Here is a 19,431-nt window from a genome sequence, read left to right as displayed (position 1 = left end):
ACGTAACTCCAGTCAAGGTTGACGGTGGAGTTTATTGGGCGCCGCAAACGGGGGGCTGGCTACTGTCAGAAATGACAGGTCGGGCAGGTTATCCGACCAATGGCGCCTGTCCAGCCCGTTGACCTGTCATTTCTGACAGTAGCCAAGACCAGGTCCAAGGGATCAAATAACCCCCATCAGCCCAAGCCCTGGTGCTCGCCACCTTCAGGTCAAGTCGTCGATTCGAAGCGCGCATGCGAGGCCTCCGCCCTCAGTCCAACTGCCAGTCTGGCAAGGATACAACCATGAACGCTTTGAACGCTTTCAGCCGCTTGCTGTTCCCGCCCCTCGATCTTGAGAACCGCCCCCTGACGTTGCTTCCGCTGTTTTTGTCGGGCATGGTCGATCCGGTCGTAGGGCATGACGGTGGGGTCAATCAGAGGATGCTGGACAAGGATGAAAACCCCCTGGGCCTGCTGTGTGTGATCGATCCCTACGGCACTCCCGGCGATCCCGACGATGACATGAAGGAAGGCGACAAGCTCGAAGTGTATTGGGACACCACCGCGATCGGGAATGCCACGGTTCAACTGGGGAATATCAATCAGCGCGTGAACCTCTTTGTGTCGACCGATCCGATCGTTCCCGAATGGGGCGAGCTGTTCTATGAATTGACCCGGGTCGATTCGACGACCCCCGAGAAATCAATCGGGTTGAGCATAAGGGTCAAGATCGACCGGCCGGGCGGGCCCGACCGGAATCCGAGCGACCCCGATGGCCACTCGGGGCTGCAAAAACCCGGCTTACCGCCGGATCTGGGCACCGTCGATGCCGACTGGGCCGCCAGGGGCGTGCCGCTGGTGATCGAGCATTATCCGAATCGGAGCGCCCGTGACACGATCCAACTGAAGTGGGGCAGTGTCTTTGTCCGTCGACAAATCACCGAGGACGAAGCCCTCGGCACCGCGCCCGTTACCTTGCGGATCGAGCAGGACACCATCCTCGCCGCGGGTGACAGCAACGACTTGCTGGTGCACTACGAAGTGTTCGACGAAGTCTGGAATTTCTCCAGTCGCTACTCTAAAAAAACCACGGTCGTGGTCGAGGCCGGCGCCTCGTTTCTGGATCCGCCGATCATCCAGGACGCTGACAATGGCGTGATCGACCTGGAACTGCTGGGCAAAGAGGATGTGACCCTCTATGTCTTCGTTTCAAGGCCTGTTTTTGCCTTGAATGACACCCTGACCCTGACCTGGACCGGCACGCCTTCCATTGGTAGCCCGCTGATCAATAGTCAGAGCAAGGTGATCAGCAGCGTACCGGGGATTGTCGAGTTCAAGATTCCCAATGCCGAGATCCGCGCCATCGCCGGGGGCTCCGGCGATGGCTGGTACAAGCTGGAGAAGATCAACGGTGACCTGCCCCAGTCGTCCAAACATGCCTTTGCCACCGTAGCGGGCGACCCGATCCTGCTGCCCGCGCCAACGATCAAGGAGTTGATTGGCGATACCCTGGAACCCGACCAGCCCTGGGCCATCGTGCAGATTCCGGCGTACCCGGGGATGGACTATGGCGACTGGATTGATATGGTCTGGCTGGGCATCGACGCCAACAACAACCCTTACCCCTATGAAGACGTACATCCGGTGACGCGGGATGAAGTCGGGACGGTTATCGATATGCCGGTCTCGGCTGAACACATCACGGCGCTGAACAACGGCAGTCTCGATCTGTTCTACCGGGTTTCCCGGGACGATGTGATGCTGTACGGCGTGAAGGAGTCCGACCACCTGGCGGTCAAGGTGCGGGCGATACAGGCCGACTTGCCGAAACCCAGGGTTATCGAAGCGCCGGACGATGTACTGGATTATGAGGCGGTCACCGGTGCGGTGACCTTGTACGTGGACTATCCGGGCACGGCCGCGGGGGATGTGCTGAGGTACTACTGGATCGGCAATCCCGTCGACGGCACGTCCAGCGATTGGGTGCCGATCACCGTCCCGAGCGCCGGCCAGCCGGTGGAGTTCAGGATCAAACGGCAACTGGTCGACGCCAATATCAACCGCATCGTCAAGATTCGCTACACGCTCAAGCGCAAAGCCACCGGGCAGTACAGTTACTCCAAGTTGCTGGAGTTGTTGATTGGCAAACTCCCCCTCGCCTGAACGACTACGAATGACATCAGGGCTGTAGGTCTCGCCGCCTCTTCGGCGAAACACACTACGCAGGAATGCTTTCATGAAAAAGCCATCCCCCTCTGCCAGGCCAGGCAATGGCAATCCATTGCGGGACCTTTACGCGCCGATCATCCCCAATATGGCCCCGCCCTTCGAAGACTACCAGGGCGGTATCGGCGCCGCATTGGTCGAAGGTGGTTTGAAATGCATCGTCGACCCTTGGGAGCCCATGGAGAACGGTGACGCGATCGGCTTCTACTGGGGTAATGAACAAGCCCCGGTCTGGACGGACGTGATCGACGGCAATGCCAACGAGCAACTGTTCTTTACAATCAGCAAGGGTTTTATCGTCAGGGGCGATGCCGACCCGGTGTTCTACCGGGTGACCGTCCCAGGGCAAACTCACGAGGACTCAAGGCGGCTGAGGTTGTTCGTCAAGCTTGACCGCCCCGGCGGCTACGACGATACCCCGTCGATTCCCGGCCATTCGGGCCTGCGCTATGTGGTGCCACAGGAGATTATCGACAATGGCGTCGGGCCGATTGAAGCCGATGCCGGGGTGGATATCACCATTATCCATTACGAATTCATGCGTAAAAATGACCGTATCCGCCTGGCCTGGGGGCGAGTGATCGTGGAGCACACCGTCCAACCGGACGAGGTGGACACGGACATCCCGATCCATATCGACAGAACGGTCATCGAGGCCGCTCAAGACGGTCAGATCGACATCGCTTATCAGGTGGTGGATGTCTGCAACAACTATCCCGATGAGCGTGAACCCTGGTCCGCGATTACCACCGTGCAGGTCGACCTGGGCGGAGACTGGCTCGATGCGCCGCAGGTGCTGGTCAACGATCGTCCCGTCCGAGAGATTGACCTCGAACAGTTGGCGGGGGCCGATGTCATTTGCCGGGTGTACGTCAATGCAACCGATCATGCCGTCGGCGATACCCTGCGCCTGACCTGGGTCGGCACACCGGCCCAGGGCAATACGCCGGTGATCGTCGGCCCTCTCGACAGGACCGTCGAATTCATCCCTTTCCAGTACGACTTTCCCATCCCCTACGAATACGTGGAGGCGATTGCCAAGGGACGGGCGTCGGTGTCTTACGTACGGATCAGGAGCGGTACGGCGGATCACCCGTCGAAAAGCGCCAACGTCACGGTGGTGGGTGATATTGCCTTGCCCGAACGCCCGAGTTTTGTGGAAGCGAGTGGCAGCGTGCTGGACCCGGACCTGAATTTCTACACCATTTCAGTGCCCTATTACCCAGGGCGCCAGCCCGGGGATCACCTCTACATCGTGTTTGAAGGACTTGACGCCAGCAACAACCCCACTGGTTTCGACATTAACGCCTATGTGAGTAATGAACCGAATGGCGATCCGGTCCTGCGTAATGTGGACAAGAATGAAATCAAGCGACTCGATGGCGGTTCACTCACCGTCTACTACTGGATCAATAGCCAACGTAAATCACAGGAGTTGACCTTGTCCGTCGGTAGCGGTCAGCCCGACCTGGACAAACCCGACGTTATCCAGGCCAATAACGATGTCCTGAATCCGGACGATGTGAATCCGAGCATCGGGGCCGATGTCGAGGCGCCTTATACGGGCACGCTGGTGAATGACATTATCGGGTTGCGCTGGAGGGGTTCGCTCATCAGTGCACCGGATCAAGAGACACCTCCGCTCAGCTCAGGCTCGGCCGGTAGACCCTACCCCTTTATCGTACCGTTTCAGTATGTGATCGGTAACTTGAACGGCACGGTAAACACCGACTATTACATCAAGCGTACGGGCTCTCCGATTCAACGCTCGCTGGTACGTGAGCTGACCATCGGTGCGACCTCTGGGGGTGAACCGATCATCAGCGATATCCGTGACTCCAAGGGCAGCATTGCACCGGGCGGGAGCACGAGTGAAACGAGCGTCACCGTCATCGGTACGGCGATCAAGGGCGAGCAGATCCAACTCTACGATACCGGCAACCCCGTTCCCATCAGCATACCGGCCACGGCGGATCCCACTACCGGTATCTGGCGCGTGGTGATCAGCGGGCTTGCCTACAAGCTCTATATCCTCAAGGCCAAGGCGCTTTACGGCACCGGCGCGGAGTCGTCCGAACGGCGTTTTACCGTTCGGGCGAGTGTCGCACCGACCCTGGACAACGTTAAGGACGGGAATGGGGCCGAGATTGCGAATAACACAACCACGGAATGGCCGAACGTGACCTTGCATGGCAAGGCCCAGGGTAACGAGAGACTCAACGTGTTTGATGGCCGTCAATTGCTGGGTGTCGTTAATGTTCCCGCCAATGGCAATTGGCAATACCCGGTGAATCGATTGTTGTCAGGCCCCCATAGTCTGCATGTCGAGGCGCTTTATGGCAGTGGACTTCCGCCTTCGGCCACCCGCAGTTTCACGGTACGGCTGAATCTGCGCAGACCGTCGATACCCAAGGCCTATAACCCGCCGGCGAATGATCGCATCCGCATGAGTGATATCTACTATGACGATTACCTGGAGGTCGAAGTCCCGCATTACACCGGCATGGACCCTATCCATACGCTCAAGGTCCGTTGGGAAGGTCGGGTCGACTATCACGACGGCGCGATTGTCCCGGTGGGACCTAATCCGGGACCCAGGCGGCTGCGGGTGCCCAGGTTGGAAGTGGTCGACAATATCGGTCGCTCGGTCCAGGTGGGTTACAGCGTGAAGGAAACCGCCACCAGCGAGACATTGGAATCGGTGCGCACGACGCTGCATATCGATGCGCAGGCTTTGAATTTACCGGCGCCGGTATACTCCAGTGCGAACAGAAGAATCACCGTGAGCCATGCCGATATAAGGACCGGTTACAAAATCAGGATTCGATGGACGGGTGTTGTCGTTCACGACGGACCTGAAGTCGATCTGACAACGGGGCAGGCCTATCAGTTTGATGTGCCGGCTGGCTGGATCAGCGAGAACCAGGGCACAACGGTGCTGGTTAACTATACGGTCCACCGTACCGGTACAACTGATCTCCTGATGTTTTCGCAGGTGTTGAGGTTGCACTTTTAAACGAGCAATCAATAGCGCTTGTCGAGCGTGGGAGGGCCTTCGGGCTCTCCCTGTCTCGGTTGTTGACCTCTGTCATTACAGATCTTCTGTTCGAAGACAAGGGTGTTCACAATGAGAAAAATACACTTGGCCGGTCTGATGATCGCCTTCCTCGTCGGCTGCACGTCTTCTACGTTTCAGGCGACGAACGTTACGACGGCGAATATTAATCAACGGAGTGGTGAGGAAACGGCTGCAAACTTGACAAGGCAGTACAATAACACCGCTGCCAATTGCGGATCGTCGACCACGCCCGCTTTTCTGTGTTCGGGTGTGACCTTGAGAATAACGAAAACCAGCCCGAATTATGATCCTTGGGAGCATAGCGACTTTTCGAGGGAAACGGATGCGGTATCGTTTTCGTTTTTGAGGGCGGATACGAAGTTTGTGCGCACGCCTTGGGGAGGGACTAATGGCCTTGTTTTCTACCCTTATTTTTCTGCGCCCAGCGACAAAATCAGACCTGAAGTCATCTGTTATTTTCCCTTGGACGGTGCAACTTTCTATCGAACCGCGCCGGGGCAATTCGGTTGCCGTGACAGTATCATTACCTACCCCTTCCCTGGCGTCAGTCGACCTTGTCGCGAGCAAAATATCACCACGGCCGAAGAATGGATCGCGCATTATCGAAACCCTGCGGGAAGCGCCAGGCCGAACGCGTATTCGTGTTCTTTCATGGTCAGAAATGAGTTGAATGCAGAGGCTGTGCAGGCATTCAATCAAGCCATTCGCGTAAGAGGATTGTTGGGGGCGACAGCCTTTGCTGATCACAATGAGCTTCGGATCAAGGCCTGGCCTGAGAATCAACCTGCCGTCCTGCCGATCGAAGCATTTTTCTACACCGTGGTCGGTTCGACCAGCGGCTTGGCCAATGCCCGAATTGATCAGCAAAAATACCATGACCGCACTAACGGTCTGGTGGTACCGATCATCCGTCTGACGCTCCCGGCGATACAGGCAGATAATGCAACGTTCAGTTATAACGCTGCGGATCAGGCCGTATTACCCACTCCGACCAAGCCCCGGCCTTTAGTCCTCAAGGCCTATAAAACAACCGGAAATGAGCAATGGCTCAGGATGGCGGATATCTACACGGATGACGTAGTTAATGTCGAAGTTCCGCACTATACCGGGATGGACAAAGACGACACCCTCAAGCCGCGTTGGGAGGGTCGAGTCAACTACAGCGGGGCGGTTACCACTGTGGGCAACCCACCAGGAAAAAGACTGATCCCTATTCCGCGGATGGAGGTCATCGACAATATTGGCCGAACGGTTGACGTCGGATATTCCGTCAAGGAGAAGGGGACCGGCGATACGATAGAGTCTGAAAAATTGACACTGCATGTCGACCCTCAGGCCGTGACATTACCGCCGCCTACTTATTCGGGTTCAACCGTGCTCGTTAATGTCGGACAAGCCGGTTATACGGTTGGTGTTCGTTGGGTGGGCGTAACCACTCATGACACCGCTGTACAAAATGTCGTGGTCGGTCAAGTCAATACCTTTGCCATCGACAATGCCTGGATCACCGAAAATCGCGGAAAAACCGTGCTGGTCAACTATTCGATAAAACGCTCGGACAATACAGGGGATCGGATGTTTTCCTGGGTGCTTCGGGTCCCGCTCTGAGGCTCACGTCTCTAAACATCATGGGGCCCCATCGCGTGTACGCAGTGGGGGCTTGATGAGTGAGGTGATTCAAAAATTGACCCTGAGCACCTGAGAGAATATCCGCTGCTCGCTACTGTTCGTACGGACGATCGAATAATTGATCAGCACGGTTTTTCCGCTGTTCTCGGTAATCCAGGCGCTGGGGATATCAAAGGTGTTGGATCGGCCGGTGGTCACATCCTGTGTTTCAGTGTCGCGAGTGGTGGTGCCTGTCCAGCGAACCCTGACGCTATAGCCGGTCTGTCCGCCATAATTCACGGCCACCTTATAGGTCGAGGCGGCGTACGTGGGGGCTGGAAGCGGATGAATCGCTTGAGGGTCGATATGGATCCCAGACGTGGTAACTACCTGCTTTGGTCGCTCGGAAAATAATGCCTGAGCATAGAAAGGCCGCCAAGCTGGCGGAACCGCAATTAGCGGCTCTGTCGTTATAGCGCTCAGTCAGCTGTCGGGCGGTTTCCGCGCCCGCGCGCTCATTGGCGTTATAGCTCTGAATATTCGCGGGTAACGTCGGCGACTGAATTGTACAGCCCGATAACAAAGCGAGTGCGAGGATTATAAGTGATGTCATTTTCATGACGTGTCCCAGATAATATTCGACACGCATCATGTTCATCAAACTCCCGAAAGGGGTTTTCTGAAAACAAACCCTACCGAATTTCACCCCGCGTCGAGGGGCTTGTTAACGGCGGGCGCAGTTCCGCATACCCAGCCGTTATTCAGAAACCCACAGCAAGTCCACTCTTCAATGCCGTATTGCTGTGGTAAGGGATGCTGCGCAGTGGGCAGGGGATTTATTAACCCGCGGATGAGGTGCTGTGTCTACTGTCAGAAATGACAGGTCAAGGAGGGAAATGCGTACCGTTGGTCTGATGGTCTGTTCGGGTTGTCATGTCTGATAGTAGACGCAGTTTTTCATCGTGCGGGCTTGCCCTGATGCCGTAGGGCTTGCCCGCTCGCCACACGTCTGCCGGGCTTGGGATCGTGTTTAACTGACGGGCATCAACCCTTGCCCTGTCTCAGCTCCAGACGTGAACCGGCCACCCGGCCTTCTCCGCCTGCTCACGCAGCACCGGATCGGGATTGACCACCTGCGGGTGATCCACCTTGAGCAACAACGGCAGATCATTACGCGAATCCGAATAGAAACTAGCGCCTTCCAGGTTCTCGCCTTCGGCATCCAGCCATTCCATCAAGCGCACGATCTTGCCTTCGCGGTAGGTGAGGGTGCCGACGGTGTGGCCGGTGTAGACGCCGTGCAGGATATCGAGGTCGATGCCCAGCACTTCGTCGATGCCGACGCGCTCGGCAATTGCCTTGACCAGGTGGATGCCCGACGCCGAGATCACCAGGATCCGGTCACCCGCCGCGCGGTGGGCGGCAATCGCCTTGCAGGCGTCGCTGTAGATCAAGGGCTCGATCACGTCTTCGACCCAGGGCCCGACCAGGTGGGCGATTTCTTCCGGGGTGCGCCCGGCTATCGGCTCCAGGCTGAACAGCATGTAGTCTTCCATGGCCAGTTCACCCTTGCCGTAGGCGTCCATCAGCTCGTTGTTGCGCTGCATGAACGTCTCCGGGTCGACCCAACCCAGGCGCACCATCTGCTCGCTCCAGAGGGTGGCGCAGTCGCCGTGGATCAGGGTGTCGTCCAGATCAAAAATTGCCAGGGCCATCAGTACTGCTCTCTCTTCAAACGCGCTAAGGACATCAGGCTACCTCACATAGGGCACTCGGATCGATAGACAGCGACAAACGCCGGCCTTCGGGGTGCAGGTCGGCGGCCGAGCGGTTGAGCACGTCCACCACCAGTTCCACGCCCCGGGCCTCGACCCGGTAACGAATCACGTTGCCCAGCAAGCTGTGACCGCGAATCAGCGCGTCCAGTTCACCCTCGGCACGCAGTTCGATGGCTTCCGGGCGAATGGCGATGCGGCTGTTGATCGGCCGTTGCAGCAGGCGGCTGGCCGCGTCGGCGTCGAGCAGGTTGTAGTTGCCGATAAAGCCGGCGGCAAACACGTCCACCGGCGCGGTGTAGAGGGATTCGGCGTCGCCGCTCTGGACGATCTTGCCCTGGTTCATCAGGAAGATCCGGTCACTCATGGTCAGGGCTTCTTCCTGGTCATGGGTGACGAAAATGGTGGTCAGGCCCAGCTCGCGCTGGATCGCCCGGATCTGCTCGCGCAGGTGTTTGCGAATCCGTGCATCGAGGGCCGACAGCGGCTCATCGAGCAACAGCAGGCGCGGGCGGGTGACCAGGGAGCGGGCCAGGGCCACGCGCTGGCATTGGCCGCCGGACAACTGGTGCGGGTAGCGCGCGGCGAAGTCGTGCAGTTCCACCAGCCTGAGGGCTTCCATGACGCGCTTGTGGCTGTCGTCGGCATTGACCTTCTGCATCTTCAGGCCGAAAGCGACGTTCTGTTCCACGGTCATGTTGGGGAACAACGCGTAGCTCTGGAACACCATGCCGATCGCGCGTTTCTGCGGGCTCAACGGGACGATGTCCTGGCCGTCGAGGAGGATCTTGCCGCCGTCCACCGAGGTCAGGCCGGCGATGCAACGCAGCAGGGTGGACTTGCCGCAACCGGACGGGCCGAGCAGGGTGACGAATTCACCCTTGGCGATTTCGCAGTTGATGTCGCTGAACACCGTGGTGCCGGCGTAGGTTTTTTTCAGGTTCTGGACACTGATGAAGCTCATTGGCTTTTGTCCTTGTTCAAACGGTTGGCGACCCAGGTGAGCACCAGCACGAAGAGGAAATAGGAAATCACGAGGGCGCTGGTGAAATGGCCGCTGCTGTTGCGCATGTTGTTCAGGTACACCTGCAGGGTTTCATAGCGGGTACCGACCAGGATGTTGGCGAACACGAACTCGCCGAACAGGAAGGAGAACGACAGCAGCAGCGCGACCATCAGGCCCTTGCGCAGATTCGGCAGCACCACCAGGAACGCTGCCTGCCAGGTGCTGGCACCGAGCAGGTGGGCGGCGTCCATCAGGTCGCGCAGGTTGATCGCCTGCAGGTTGTTGGTGATCGCCCGGTACATGAACGGCAAGGCCACGGTGAAGTAGCAACCGATCAGGATCCACGGCGTGCCGACCATGGCGAACGGTCCGGAACCGTAGAGCTGCAACAGGCCCACCGAGGACACCACCGGCGGCACCGCGAAGGGCAGCAGGATGAGGATGTTCATCAGCGCGTCGAGCTTGGGGAAGTGGTAGTGCACCACGAACAGCAGCGGCAGGATCAGCACCACCGACAACACCAGGGAGCCGACGCAGACGATCAGCGACTGGCCGAAGGCATTGAGGAAGCGCGGGTCGCTCCACAGTTGCAGGTACCACTTGAAGGTGAAACCGGCGGGCAGGATGGTCGCCGACCAACTGCTGGCCAGGGAGTAGATCAGGGTGCCGGCCAGGGGCAGCAGCAGGATCAGGAACAGCAGGTAGACCACCCCGCGGTGGTACAGGGCGGCGGAGCCGGGTTCAGCGCGCGACATGGTAGCTCCTTTTCAACAGCCACTGGTGGATCACGGTCACGAAGGTCATCAGGCCCACCAGCACCACCGCCAGCGCACTGGCCATGTTCGGGTCGAGGCTGATGTCGCCGGAAACCATGGCGGCAATACGGATCGGCAACACGTTGAAGTTGCCGGTGGTCAGGGCATACACCGTGGCGTAGGCGCCGAGGGCGTTGGCCAGCAGGATGACGAAGGTGCCCAGCAGTGCCGGGGTCAGCACCGGCAGGCCGATATGCCGCCAGAACTGCCAGCCGTCGGCGCCGAGCAGCGCGGCGGACTCGCGCCAGTCTTCGCGCAGGGCGTCGAAGGCCGGGTAGAGCAACAGCACGCCGAGGGGAATCTGGAAGTAGGTGTAGAGAATGATCAGGCCGGTTTTCGAGTACAGGTTGAAATCCTGAATGATCCCGGCCTGTTTCAGCATGATGGTGAAGGTGCCGTTGAAGCCCAGCAGGATGATGAACGCAAAGGCCAGCGGCACGCCGGCGAAGTTGCTGGTCATGTTGGCGAATGAGTTGACGAAGTCCCGCAGGCGCGAGTCGACCCGGCGCAGGGAGTAGGCGCCGAGCACGGCGATCAGCATGCCGAACACGCTGGACCAGAAGCTGATTTCCAGGCTGTACTGGATCGCCTGCAGGTAGAACTTCGAGCTGAAGATCTTGCTGAAGTTGGCCAGGCCCCAGCCGTCGTCTTCCGACTGCACGCTGTTGATCAGCACCCACACCAGCGGCGCGATCTCGAACACGATAAAGAACAGGGCAAAGGGCACCAGGCAGAGCACGGCGAGCCATTTGCCACGGGTGAGTGAATTCACTTCAACAACTCCCGGCATACAGGTTTGTCATGGGGGACGCCCAGCAGCTCGCAGATGGTGCCGCAGAGCTGCGTCTGTAGGGGCGTGGCGTCGGGGTTGAAACTGAAGGCTTCGCCGAGGACGAACAGCGGCACTTCGCGCTCTTCGGCCAGCAGGCCGTTGTGCGAGCGGTCGTTGTTCATGCCGTGGTCGGCGGTCACCAGCACCTGGTAGCCGGCGTCGAGCCAGCCTTGCAGGTAGTCGGCGAGGATGATGTCGGCCGAGCGCGCGCTGTTGCGGTATTGCGCGGTGTCGAGGCCGTGCTTGTGGCCGGCGTCGTCGATGTTCATCGGGTGCACCAGCAGGAAGTTCGGCGCGTGTTGCAGGCGCAGGCTTTCAGCATCGGCGAACAGATGGGAATCGGGGTAGTGGTCGACCCAGTAGAAATGGCCGTGCTGGATCGCCAGGTTTTCATCCCGGGTGTGCCGGTCACGGGCGGCGACGAAGGGCGTGCGGTTGTACAGCTCGCTGACCCAGTGATAGGCCGCCGCGGCGGTGCTCAGGCCGGCGTCGCGGGCGTAATGGAACACGCTGCGCTGGTTGGACAGGCGCGAGACGTGGTTGTGCACGATGCCGCTCCGGATCGGAGCCACACCGGTCAGAATGCATTCGTAGAGCGGTCTTGAGAGCGAGGGCAACTCGCATTCCAGTTTGTACAGCGCCGCGCGTCCTGCGCCTGCGTAAGCCTGGAGATGGCCCATGGCATGGCGGGCGACCTCATAGTTCAGGCCATCGAGCACGACCAGGATAACGTTGTGCGGCATAGACCGGGCCTCGTCATGAAGGGGAATATCAACCTCCCCCGGTAGGAGCGAGCTTGCTCGCGATGGACGTCAACGATAACGCGGGAAACCTGATGCCCCGCGGTGTACCGGCGACCCTCGCGAGCAAGCTCGCTCCTACAGGGGAGCCCATTGTTCCCGCTACCGTGCGGGAACAATGGTTGTGGGTTATTGCATGTTGATGATGACTTCTTCCTGCCACTTCTGCGGCAGTGCCTTGGAAGTTTTTTCCCATGCATCGGCATCTTTGATCGGCGTGACTTTCTTGTACTGCTCGTTAGGCAGCAGCTTGGCCTTCACGTCTTCCGGCAGGGTCAGGTGCTCGGCACGGATGGGACGGGCGTTGCCGCGTGCCAGGTTGACCTGGCCGGCGTCGCTGAAGATGTACTCACGCGCCAGCTTGGCCGCGTTCGGGTGCTTGGCGTATTTGTTGATGATGGTGGTGTAGCCGGAGATCACCGAACCGTCCGATGGAATCAGCACCACGTAGTCATCCGGGTTGGCCATCTTGGCCTTGTAGCTCAGGCCGTTGAAGTCCCAGACCACGCCGACTTCGACTTCACCCTTTTCCATGGTGGCGATGGTCGGGTTGGCGAGCGACAGGCGACCCTGCTTGGCGATCTCGGCGAACATCAGCAGTGCGGGCTGGATGTTCTTCTCGTCACCACCGTTGGCCAGGGCAGCGGCCAGTACGCCGTTGGCGGCCTGGGCAGCGGTGCTCACGTCACCGATGGAAACCTTGTATTTACCGGTCTTGAGGTCAGACCAGCTTTTCGGCGCTTCGGAGCCGTGCAGCAGCTTCTTGTTGACGATGAACGCGATGGTGCCGGTGTAGGCCAGTGCCCAGTTGCCGTCCTTGTCCTTCGCCCAGGCCGGAACCTGTTCCCAGGTGCTTGGCTTGTACGGTTGGGTCACGCCCTGCTTGACCGCGATCGGGCCGAAGGCGGCACCGACGTCGCCGATATCGGCGCTGGCGTTGTCTTTCTCGGCGGCGAACTTGGCCACTTCCTGGGCCGAGCTCATGTCGGTGTCGATGTGCTTGAGGCCGTACTTGTCGCTCAGGTCTTTCCAGGTGCCGGCCCAGTTCGCCCAGTCATCGGGCATGCCGACGCTGTTGACGGCGCCTTCTTGCTTGGCGGCGGTTTCCAGTGCTTTCAAATCGGTGCCAGCAGCCATGGCCGAGGTGCACAGGGCAATGGTCGAGCCTAACAGTGATGCCAGGAAAAGCTGTTTCATCCGAAGCTCCTTTGGGCGTTTTCAACGCGGCGATTTTTATAAAAAGTAGTGCGGTGGTTTGAATCGTTTGGTCTAGGTCAGCAATACCTGAGCCAATTTAAGCTTGCTGGATGACACTTTGATGTCGGCATCAGTCCTGCAAGGTTTTTTATCGGTGGTGTTCATGAACACCCCGTTAAGCGTAGACCATAGTTAACTAGCTGATATTAAAGGGATTGATCATTATGGAACGACCGTGCACATGCACCGTTTCGTCGCTTTGTCACATATCAGTCATCTGTATTGCCTAGGCTGGGCATTACAACTGGAGACCGCGATCCCGTGCGGTTGTGCCCTAAAACAGTGCTGGTCTAGTCCAGATAGGTAACGTTGATGCGTGAAGAGGCTCCAAAGGCGGTGACAGCCATCGGTCAGGCCCTGCATGAGCAGATCGGACACGGCTTGTTGCCACCGGGTAGCAAATTGCCCGCCGAGCGCAAACTCAGTGAGTTGTTCGGTACCACCCGGATCACCGTGCGTGAGGCCTTGTTGCAACTGGAGGCCCAGGGGCTGATCTATCGCGAGGAGCGTCGGGGCTGGTTTATTTCGCCGCCGCGCCTGGCCTATAACCTGATGCAGCGTAGCCACTTTCACGCAATGGTCAGTGCCCAGGGGCGGGTGCCGTCGACCCAGGTGATTTCGGCGCGTTTGCAGCCGGCGTCGGCGGCGGTGTGTGACTGGTTGCAGTTGCCGGCCTTGTCCAGCGTGATCCAGATCTGCCGGGCGCGGCGGATCGATGAGCGGCTGGTGCTGTATGTCGAGCATTACCTCAATCCACAGTATTTCCCGGGGATTCTGGAGTTTGATTTGAACCAGTCGATCACCGAGCTGTATGCCCGGCATTACGACCTGCATTACGGGCGGGTCAGGTTCGAGATTGTGCCGACGTCACTGCAGGTCGAGGCGGCCGCGGCGTTGCGGGTGTCGGTGGGGAGCCCGGGCTTGCGGATTGCCCGGGTCAACTATGACCAGCACGAACGGCTGATCGATTGCGATCTGGAGTTCTGGCGACATGATGCGATTCATGTCGGGGTGGATGTGGTTTAACCCGCAGTTGGATCCGAGGGGGCTTGAAGTTGAGTAGGGTCTTGTGGCGAGCGGGCTTATGTGGGAGTGGAGCTTGCCCGCGAAGGGGTCCTCAATATCGCTAAAAGCTTCGCGGGCAAGCTCCGCTCCCACAGGTTCAATTGTGGGCTCAGGATTTCAGCTGAGCACTCAAGATTGCTGTGGCCGTCTCAGGATTTGGGTGTGGCTTCCGTTTCCGGACCACCGCCCGCTGTAACCACCTGCACACTCAAGCGTGGCGTCGCCAGGTCCAGTCCGGCCTCGTCCATGGTGCGCTTGAGCGCCAGGTTGAAGGCCCGGGAAACTTCCCACTGCCGGATCGGCGCGGTCTTGAACCGAGCGCGCAGGATCGCGCTGCCGGACTCGAAACTCTCTACCCCCTGGATCTCCAGCGGCGACCAGATATTGCGCCGTTGCAACGGATCGCTGCGCATCTTCTGGCCGACATCGCGCATCAGCTTGATCGCGTTGTCGATGGGCATGTTGTACGGGATCGCCACCCGGAAGATCGCGTAGCCGAACTCCCGCGAGTAGTTCTTGATGCTCTTGATCTCGCTGAACGGAATGGTGTGGACGATCCCGTCGATATCCCGCAGCCGCACCGTGCGGATGGTCAGCCCCTCCACCGTGCCGAGGTGGCCGCCGACGTCGACGTAGTCGTCGATGGCCAGGGAGTCCTCGATAATGATGAACAGGCCGGTGATCAGGTCCGCCACCAGCGACTGCGCACCAAAGCCGATCGCCAAACCGATCACACCGGCACCGGCCAGCAGCGGCGTGACGTTCATGCCCATGTTCGCCAGGGCGACGATCAGCGCAATGATGAAGATCGCCACGAACAGCACGTTGCGGATCAGCGGCATCATGGTCTGCGCCCGGGCATTGGCCAGGCCTTTGCGCGAGCGGGTCAGGGCGTGGTGCACGGCGGTGTCGCTGAGAATCCACACCAGCCAGGCGAAGATCAGTGTGCCGCCGAGGCTGAACAGCCTGACGCTGACCTCATGCCCCTCGCCCTCGGTGAAGCCGATCAGCGACATGCCCCAGACCCGCAGGCCCAGTTCGATAAACACCAGCCACACCGCCAGGTGCACCAGGGTGTAGCCGAAGTTGTTCAGGCGCTCGGAGTACAGGGCATGGCGCTTGTGGCCGCGATGGGGCTTGAGGGCGTGGCGGCGCACCAACCCGTTGATCACCATGCACAACACCACCAGCACGGTGCAGATCAGCGACTGGCGCAGGGCCGTGCTGGTGTCGCCGGCGGAGATGAAGGTGGCGAACAGCGAGATCGCCACCAGGATCAGCGCCGGGACGAACCAGAAGGTGCCGAGGATCGCCAGGGTGTCGCTCAGGGCGCGGCGGTTCAGGCGCCGGGACAGCGGCTGGTTGCGGATCAGGTGGGCGATGGGGCGGCGGAACCGCACGATGAACAGTCCAGTGGACAGCGCCGCCATGACATTGGCGAAGGTCGCGGCGGTGTGGGCCAGGTGGCTGCCGAGGCTGGCGATCATCCGTGGGTCGCTGAGGGCCTCGCCAAAGGCGGCGAAGCTGCCGATCAGCCACAGCGGCCGGAAGGCCCGGCGGCGGAGGATGTACAGGGCCTGATGGCGATGCTGGCCGTCGAGCACGGAGAAGGCGATCACGCAGATGGCCGAGAACAAGGTGCCGACCACCAGGGCGTAGGCCAGCACCATCGCCAGGTTCTTGCCCAGGGACGAGGGCAGGGCGTAGCTCATGTACACGGTGATGAGCAGGGCGATCAGCCAGGGCCCGAGCTTGCGCAGGGCGAAACGCAGCAGGTCGACGGTGCGCGGGTGTTGCGGCAATTCCTCGCTGAGGCCGAAGCGCAGGCGCACCTGGCGCCCGAGCCAGATCATGGCCCAGGCGAGGAAACTCCAGAGCGCGAGGATCAGGGCGAAGGCGAAGACCATCGGTACCCACTCGCTGGCCGGCAGCGTCAGGTCCATCAGTTCACCCTTGGCCAGGTCGAATTCTTCCGACCAGCGACTGAGGGGGCTGTCGTCACCGGAAAACTGTTTTTCGAAGCCGGCGAGGGTGCTGCCGATCAGCCCCAGCACGCCTTCTTCGGTGGCCGGTTGGGCTTTCCTGGTGCTGTCGCGCAGCTTCTTCAGGTCGCTCAGTAGCTTGGCGCGTTGCTGGTCGTTCTCCAGGTTCTTGATCACCTCATCCAGGGATTGCGCCAGGGGCTCGCTGGGGACCGGCTGGGTTTTTTCCGCGCTGGCCAGCAGGCTCGGCAGGCCGGCTGCGTCGGCGCTGACCAATGGCAGGAGGGTCAGCAGGCAGATGAATAAAGCGGCGGGCAAGGCGAGAAGGCGGGCAAACACTGGGCAGTCAACCATGGACGATACGGGTCGACGAAGTGTACGTCAGCCGTGGGGCCAATGCATTTAATCGGTCAACTGGGCGAGGATCTTGTAGACCACGGTGCCAAGGATGAACAGCATCCCGACCCAGATCAGCAGGACCCCGGCGTTGCGCTCGCGAAAGTTGAAACCGACGGCCAACATCAGCATGCCGCCCAGGATGGGAATCAGCATGGTGTGGAAAGCGAAGGGCGTGATCATGACAACGACCTGGTCGAGGGGGATACCTTGAGTCTAGGTCGGTTTGGCGGGTGTGTATCAGACCTGGAGGATAACGCTGAACTGTAGGAGCAGGGCTTGCCCGCGAATCGCAAGGACGCCGCGGTGTATCAGGGTAACCGCGTTATCGTTCTTCGCGGGCAAGCCCTGCTCCTACAGGTTTTGTGTCGCTCTCGGGTTCTATGGCAACTCGCGGCTGGCGTAGAACGCGCTCAACACTTTCACCAGGTGCGCCAGGTCATGGCTGCCGGCCAGTTCGCGGATCGAGTGCATGGCGAAGGTCGGCAGGCCGATGTCCACCGTACGCACCCCCAGGTGGCTGGCGGTGATCGGGCCGATGGTCGAGCCGCAACCCATGTCGCTGCGCACCACGAAGCTTTGCACCGGCACTTCCTCGGCCATGCACAGATGACGGAAGAACCCGGCGGTTTCGCTGTTGGTGGCGTAGCGCTGGTTGCTGTTGACCTTGATCACCGGCCCGGCATTGAGCTTGGGACCATGGTTGGCGTCGTGTTTGTCGGCATAGTTGGGGTGCACGCCGTGGGCATTGTCCGCCGAGACCAGCAGGGATTTCTGGATGGTTCGTACGAATTCATCGCCTTCCGGCAGCAGGCGGCGCAGGGTCTGTTCCAGCATCGGGCCGTCGGCGCCGCAGGCGGAGCAGGAGCCGACTTCCTCATGGTCGTTGCAGACCAGCACACAGGTTTCCTCGCTGTCGGCGGTGAGCAGCGCTTGCAGGCCGGCGTAGCAGGACAGCAGGTTGTCCAGGCGCGCACCGGCGATAAAGTCGCCGTTCAGGCCGATGACCGCGGCGGCCTGGGTGTCGTAGAAACTCAGCTCGTAATCGAGCACCACGTCGGCATTGAGGCCGTGTTCGCGGGCCAGCTGCTCGGTGAGCACGGCGCGGAAGTCGACCCGCTCGTCACCGGCGAACTGCGCGAGGATCGGCGGCAGCTCGTTCTGCGCGTTGATCGCCCAGCCCTGGTTGGCCTCGCGATTGAGGTGGATCGCCAGGTTGGGGATGATGGCGATGGGCAGCTTGAAGTCGATCAACTGGCTCTCGACCTTGCCGTCGCGGCGGAAGGTCACGCGTCCGGCCAGGGACAGGTCGCGGTCGAACCAGGGGGCGAGCAGGGCGCCGCCGTAGACTTCGACACCCAGTTGCCAGAAGCCCTGGCGTTGCAGTTCCGGCTGCGGCTTGACCCGCAGGCACGGGCTGTCGGTGTGGGCGCCGACCAAGCGGATGCCGCCCAGCAGCGGCGAGGCACGGCCGAGCTTGATGGCGACAATCGAAGAGTCATTGCGGGTGACGTAGTAGCGACCGTTGGCCTCGGTGTGCCAGGTCTCGCGCTCGTCGAGACGCTGGTAGCCCGCCGCTTCCAGGCGCTGAACCAGGCTGGAAGTGGCATGGAACGGGGTAGGGGAGGCCTTGAGGAAGTCGATCAGGCCTTGGTTCAACTCTTCGCGCATAAGTAGCTCCAGACAGCAGTGCCGAGAGTTTACCGTATCTTGTAGGAGCCGGCTTGCTGGCGATGAGGGCCTTGAGGTTTGCAGCGTTCTCACGGGCCCTATCGCCGGCAAGCCAGCTCCTACAGGGGGCGGGGTAATGCCGGGTCGCCCAAGCAGGACTTGCCCCGATGCCGCTCCCAGTCTCTCAGAACGGGGCCGGGCACTCGAAGCGCAGGCGTTCGCCGCTTTGCGGGTGGGTGAAGCTCAGCATGCTGGCGTGCAGGCACAGTCGTGGCCAGGCGGCCAGGGCCTGTGGATGGGCGTACAAACCATCACCGAGCAATGGGTGACCGATGGACAGCATATGCACCCGCAGTTGGTGTGAGCGCCCGGTGATCGGGGTCAGTTCCACCCGGCACCAGTCGCCGCAACGCTCCAGGACTTTCCAGAAGGTCAGCGCGTGCTTGCCGAACTCGTGGTCGACCACATGGCGTGGCTTGGTCGGCGGATCGTAGCGCAGGGGCAGGTCGATGCTGCCGCTGTCCAGCTCCGGTTGACCCCAGCAGAGTGCGGTGTAGGCTTTTTCGGTTTCCCGGTCGTGGAACTGTCGCGACAGTTCGCGGTGGCTGTCCGGGTCGCGGGCCAGCAGGATGATCCCCGAGGTTTCCCAGTCCAGGCGATGGACGATACGGGCTTCGGGGTAGCCGTTTTCCTGCAAGCGGGTAATCAGGCAGTCCTTGTTGTCATCGGCCCGGCCAGGGACGGAGAGCAACAGGGTCGGCTTGTTCACCACCAGTACGGCGGCATCCTGATGGAGGATATGGATATTGGACAGCGGCATTAAAACAGTCTCGTAACAAACGCCAACGGCGGCCCGAGGCCCAGCCTCCTGTAGGAGCGAGCTTGCTCGCGATGGTAGCCAGGACACCGCTGGGCATCAGCTGCCCCGCGTTATCGTT

The 19,431-nt window shown here is 60.2% G+C and carries 15 protein-coding genes; 4 read left to right on the top strand and 11 right to left on the bottom strand.

Annotated elements, in window-relative coordinates; genetic code table 11:
* Positions 1-284: 284 nt before the first annotated feature.
* From M5C71_RS22760 to M5C71_RS22750, 3 genes are all read left to right on the top strand, one after another.
* Positions 285-2,144: a hypothetical protein gene (locus M5C71_RS22760; RefSeq protein ID WP_248768761.1), complete on the top strand. Its 1,860-nt coding sequence runs from the start codon at positions 285-287 to the stop codon at positions 2,142-2,144.
* 73 nt (positions 2,145-2,217) lie between these two features.
* Positions 2,218-5,223 carry a hypothetical protein gene (locus M5C71_RS22755; protein ID WP_248768760.1) on the top strand — a complete coding sequence of 1,002 codons (3,006 nt, stop codon included), beginning with the start codon at positions 2,218-2,220 and terminating at the stop codon, positions 5,221-5,223.
* Positions 5,224-5,334: 111 nt separating this feature from the next.
* Entirely contained in the window at positions 5,335-6,894 is a 1,560-nt protein-coding gene (locus M5C71_RS22750) for a hypothetical protein (protein ID WP_248768759.1), read from the top strand.
* Between the two features lie 69 nt (positions 6,895-6,963).
* Here the strand turns inward: M5C71_RS22750 and M5C71_RS22745 are convergent, their stop codons facing one another.
* The 7 genes from M5C71_RS22745 to M5C71_RS22715 form a co-directional block, all read right to left on the bottom strand.
* On the bottom strand, positions 6,964-7,200 hold the full coding sequence (locus M5C71_RS22745; RefSeq protein ID WP_248768758.1) for a hypothetical protein: 237 nt from the start codon (positions 7,198-7,200) through the stop codon (positions 6,964-6,966).
* A gap of 755 nt (positions 7,201-7,955) precedes the next feature.
* Positions 7,956-8,609 carry an HAD family hydrolase gene (locus tag M5C71_RS22740; RefSeq protein WP_248768757.1) on the bottom strand — a complete coding sequence of 218 codons (654 nt, stop codon included), beginning with the start codon at positions 8,607-8,609 and terminating at the stop codon, positions 7,956-7,958.
* Positions 8,610-8,643: 34 nt separating this feature from the next.
* Positions 8,644-9,633, bottom strand: coding sequence for an ABC transporter ATP-binding protein (locus tag M5C71_RS22735; RefSeq protein WP_103499153.1), 990 nt, complete (start codon positions 9,631-9,633; stop codon positions 8,644-8,646).
* Positions 9,630-10,430, bottom strand: a complete 801-nt coding sequence (locus tag M5C71_RS22730; protein ID WP_103499152.1) for an ABC transporter permease — start codon at positions 10,428-10,430, stop codon at positions 9,630-9,632. The genes M5C71_RS22735 and M5C71_RS22730 overlap by 4 nt, the downstream gene beginning before the upstream one ends.
* On the bottom strand, positions 10,417-11,280 hold the full coding sequence (locus M5C71_RS22725) for an ABC transporter permease subunit (RefSeq protein ID WP_248747574.1): 864 nt from the start codon (positions 11,278-11,280) through the stop codon (positions 10,417-10,419). The genes M5C71_RS22730 and M5C71_RS22725 overlap by 14 nt, the downstream gene beginning before the upstream one ends.
* On the bottom strand, positions 11,259-12,065 hold the full coding sequence (locus tag M5C71_RS22720; RefSeq protein WP_248768756.1) for an alkaline phosphatase family protein: 807 nt from the start codon (positions 12,063-12,065) through the stop codon (positions 11,259-11,261). Before M5C71_RS22720 ends, M5C71_RS22725 begins: the two co-directional genes overlap by 22 nt.
* A 186-nt stretch (positions 12,066-12,251) precedes the next feature.
* On the bottom strand, positions 12,252-13,319 hold the full coding sequence (locus tag M5C71_RS22715; protein WP_248768755.1) for an ABC transporter substrate-binding protein: 1,068 nt from the start codon (positions 13,317-13,319) through the stop codon (positions 12,252-12,254).
* A gap of 372 nt (positions 13,320-13,691) precedes the next feature.
* Here M5C71_RS22715 and M5C71_RS22710 point away from each other — a divergent pair, with 372 nt between their 5' ends.
* Positions 13,692-14,405, top strand: a complete 714-nt coding sequence (locus tag M5C71_RS22710; RefSeq protein WP_103499359.1) for a UTRA domain-containing protein — start codon at positions 13,692-13,694, stop codon at positions 14,403-14,405.
* 188 nt (positions 14,406-14,593) lie between these two features.
* On the opposite strand, the gene M5C71_RS22705 is transcribed toward M5C71_RS22710, so the two are convergent.
* The 4 genes from M5C71_RS22705 to M5C71_RS22690 all read right to left on the bottom strand — a co-directional run bounded on the left by M5C71_RS22705 (position 14,594) and on the right by M5C71_RS22690 (position 19,313).
* Positions 14,594-16,765, bottom strand: coding sequence for a mechanosensitive ion channel domain-containing protein (locus M5C71_RS22705; protein ID WP_248768768.1), 2,172 nt, complete (start codon positions 16,763-16,765; stop codon positions 14,594-14,596).
* Between the two features lie 63 nt (positions 16,766-16,828).
* Positions 16,829-17,005, bottom strand: coding sequence for a hypothetical protein (locus tag M5C71_RS22700; protein ID WP_178129737.1), 177 nt, complete (start codon positions 17,003-17,005; stop codon positions 16,829-16,831).
* Positions 17,006-17,203: 198 nt separating this feature from the next.
* Entirely contained in the window at positions 17,204-18,493 is a 1,290-nt protein-coding gene (locus tag M5C71_RS22695) for a M18 family aminopeptidase (protein WP_100940888.1), read from the bottom strand.
* Positions 18,494-18,677: 184 nt separating this feature from the next.
* Positions 18,678-19,313, bottom strand: coding sequence for an RluA family pseudouridine synthase (locus M5C71_RS22690; protein WP_100940887.1), 636 nt, complete (start codon positions 19,311-19,313; stop codon positions 18,678-18,680).
* Positions 19,314-19,431 lie beyond the last annotated feature (118 nt).

Source organism: Pseudomonas sp. MWU12-2345, assembly GCF_023242385.1.
GTDB lineage: Bacteria > Pseudomonadota > Gammaproteobacteria > Pseudomonadales > Pseudomonadaceae > Aquipseudomonas > Aquipseudomonas gingeri_D.
The sequence above is the reverse complement of the archived record's forward strand: the minus strand, read 5'-3'. Positions and strand labels throughout refer to the sequence as shown.

Excerpts from the sequence above, each read along its gene's own strand:
- M5C71_RS22760 (WP_248768761.1), top strand. The coding sequence starts at position 285 with ATGAACGCTTTGAACGCTTTCAGCCGCTTGCTGTTCCCGCCCCTCGAT.
- M5C71_RS22755 (WP_248768760.1), top strand. The coding sequence starts at position 2,218 with ATGAAAAAGCCATCCCCCTCTGCCAGGCCAGGCAATGGCAATCCATTG.
- M5C71_RS22750 (WP_248768759.1), top strand. The coding sequence starts at position 5,335 with ATGAGAAAAATACACTTGGCCGGTCTGATGATCGCCTTCCTCGTCGGC.
- M5C71_RS22740 (WP_248768757.1), bottom strand. The coding sequence starts at position 8,609 with ATGGCCCTGGCAATTTTTGATCTGGACGACACCCTGATCCACGGCGAC.
- M5C71_RS22735 (WP_103499153.1), bottom strand. The coding sequence starts at position 9,633 with ATGAGCTTCATCAGTGTCCAGAACCTGAAAAAAACCTACGCCGGCACC.
- M5C71_RS22730 (WP_103499152.1), bottom strand. The coding sequence starts at position 10,430 with ATGTCGCGCGCTGAACCCGGCTCCGCCGCCCTGTACCACCGCGGGGTG.
- M5C71_RS22725 (WP_248747574.1), bottom strand. The coding sequence starts at position 11,280 with ATGCCGGGAGTTGTTGAAGTGAATTCACTCACCCGTGGCAAATGGCTC.
- M5C71_RS22720 (WP_248768756.1), bottom strand. The coding sequence starts at position 12,065 with ATGCCGCACAACGTTATCCTGGTCGTGCTCGATGGCCTGAACTATGAG.
- M5C71_RS22715 (WP_248768755.1), bottom strand. The coding sequence starts at position 13,319 with ATGAAACAGCTTTTCCTGGCATCACTGTTAGGCTCGACCATTGCCCTG.
- M5C71_RS22710 (WP_103499359.1), top strand. The coding sequence starts at position 13,692 with ATGCGTGAAGAGGCTCCAAAGGCGGTGACAGCCATCGGTCAGGCCCTG.
- M5C71_RS22700 (WP_178129737.1), bottom strand. The coding sequence starts at position 17,005 with ATGATCACGCCCTTCGCTTTCCACACCATGCTGATTCCCATCCTGGGC.
- M5C71_RS22695 (WP_100940888.1), bottom strand. The coding sequence starts at position 18,493 with ATGCGCGAAGAGTTGAACCAAGGCCTGATCGACTTCCTCAAGGCCTCC.
- M5C71_RS22690 (WP_100940887.1), bottom strand. The coding sequence starts at position 19,313 with ATGCCGCTGTCCAATATCCATATCCTCCATCAGGATGCCGCCGTACTG.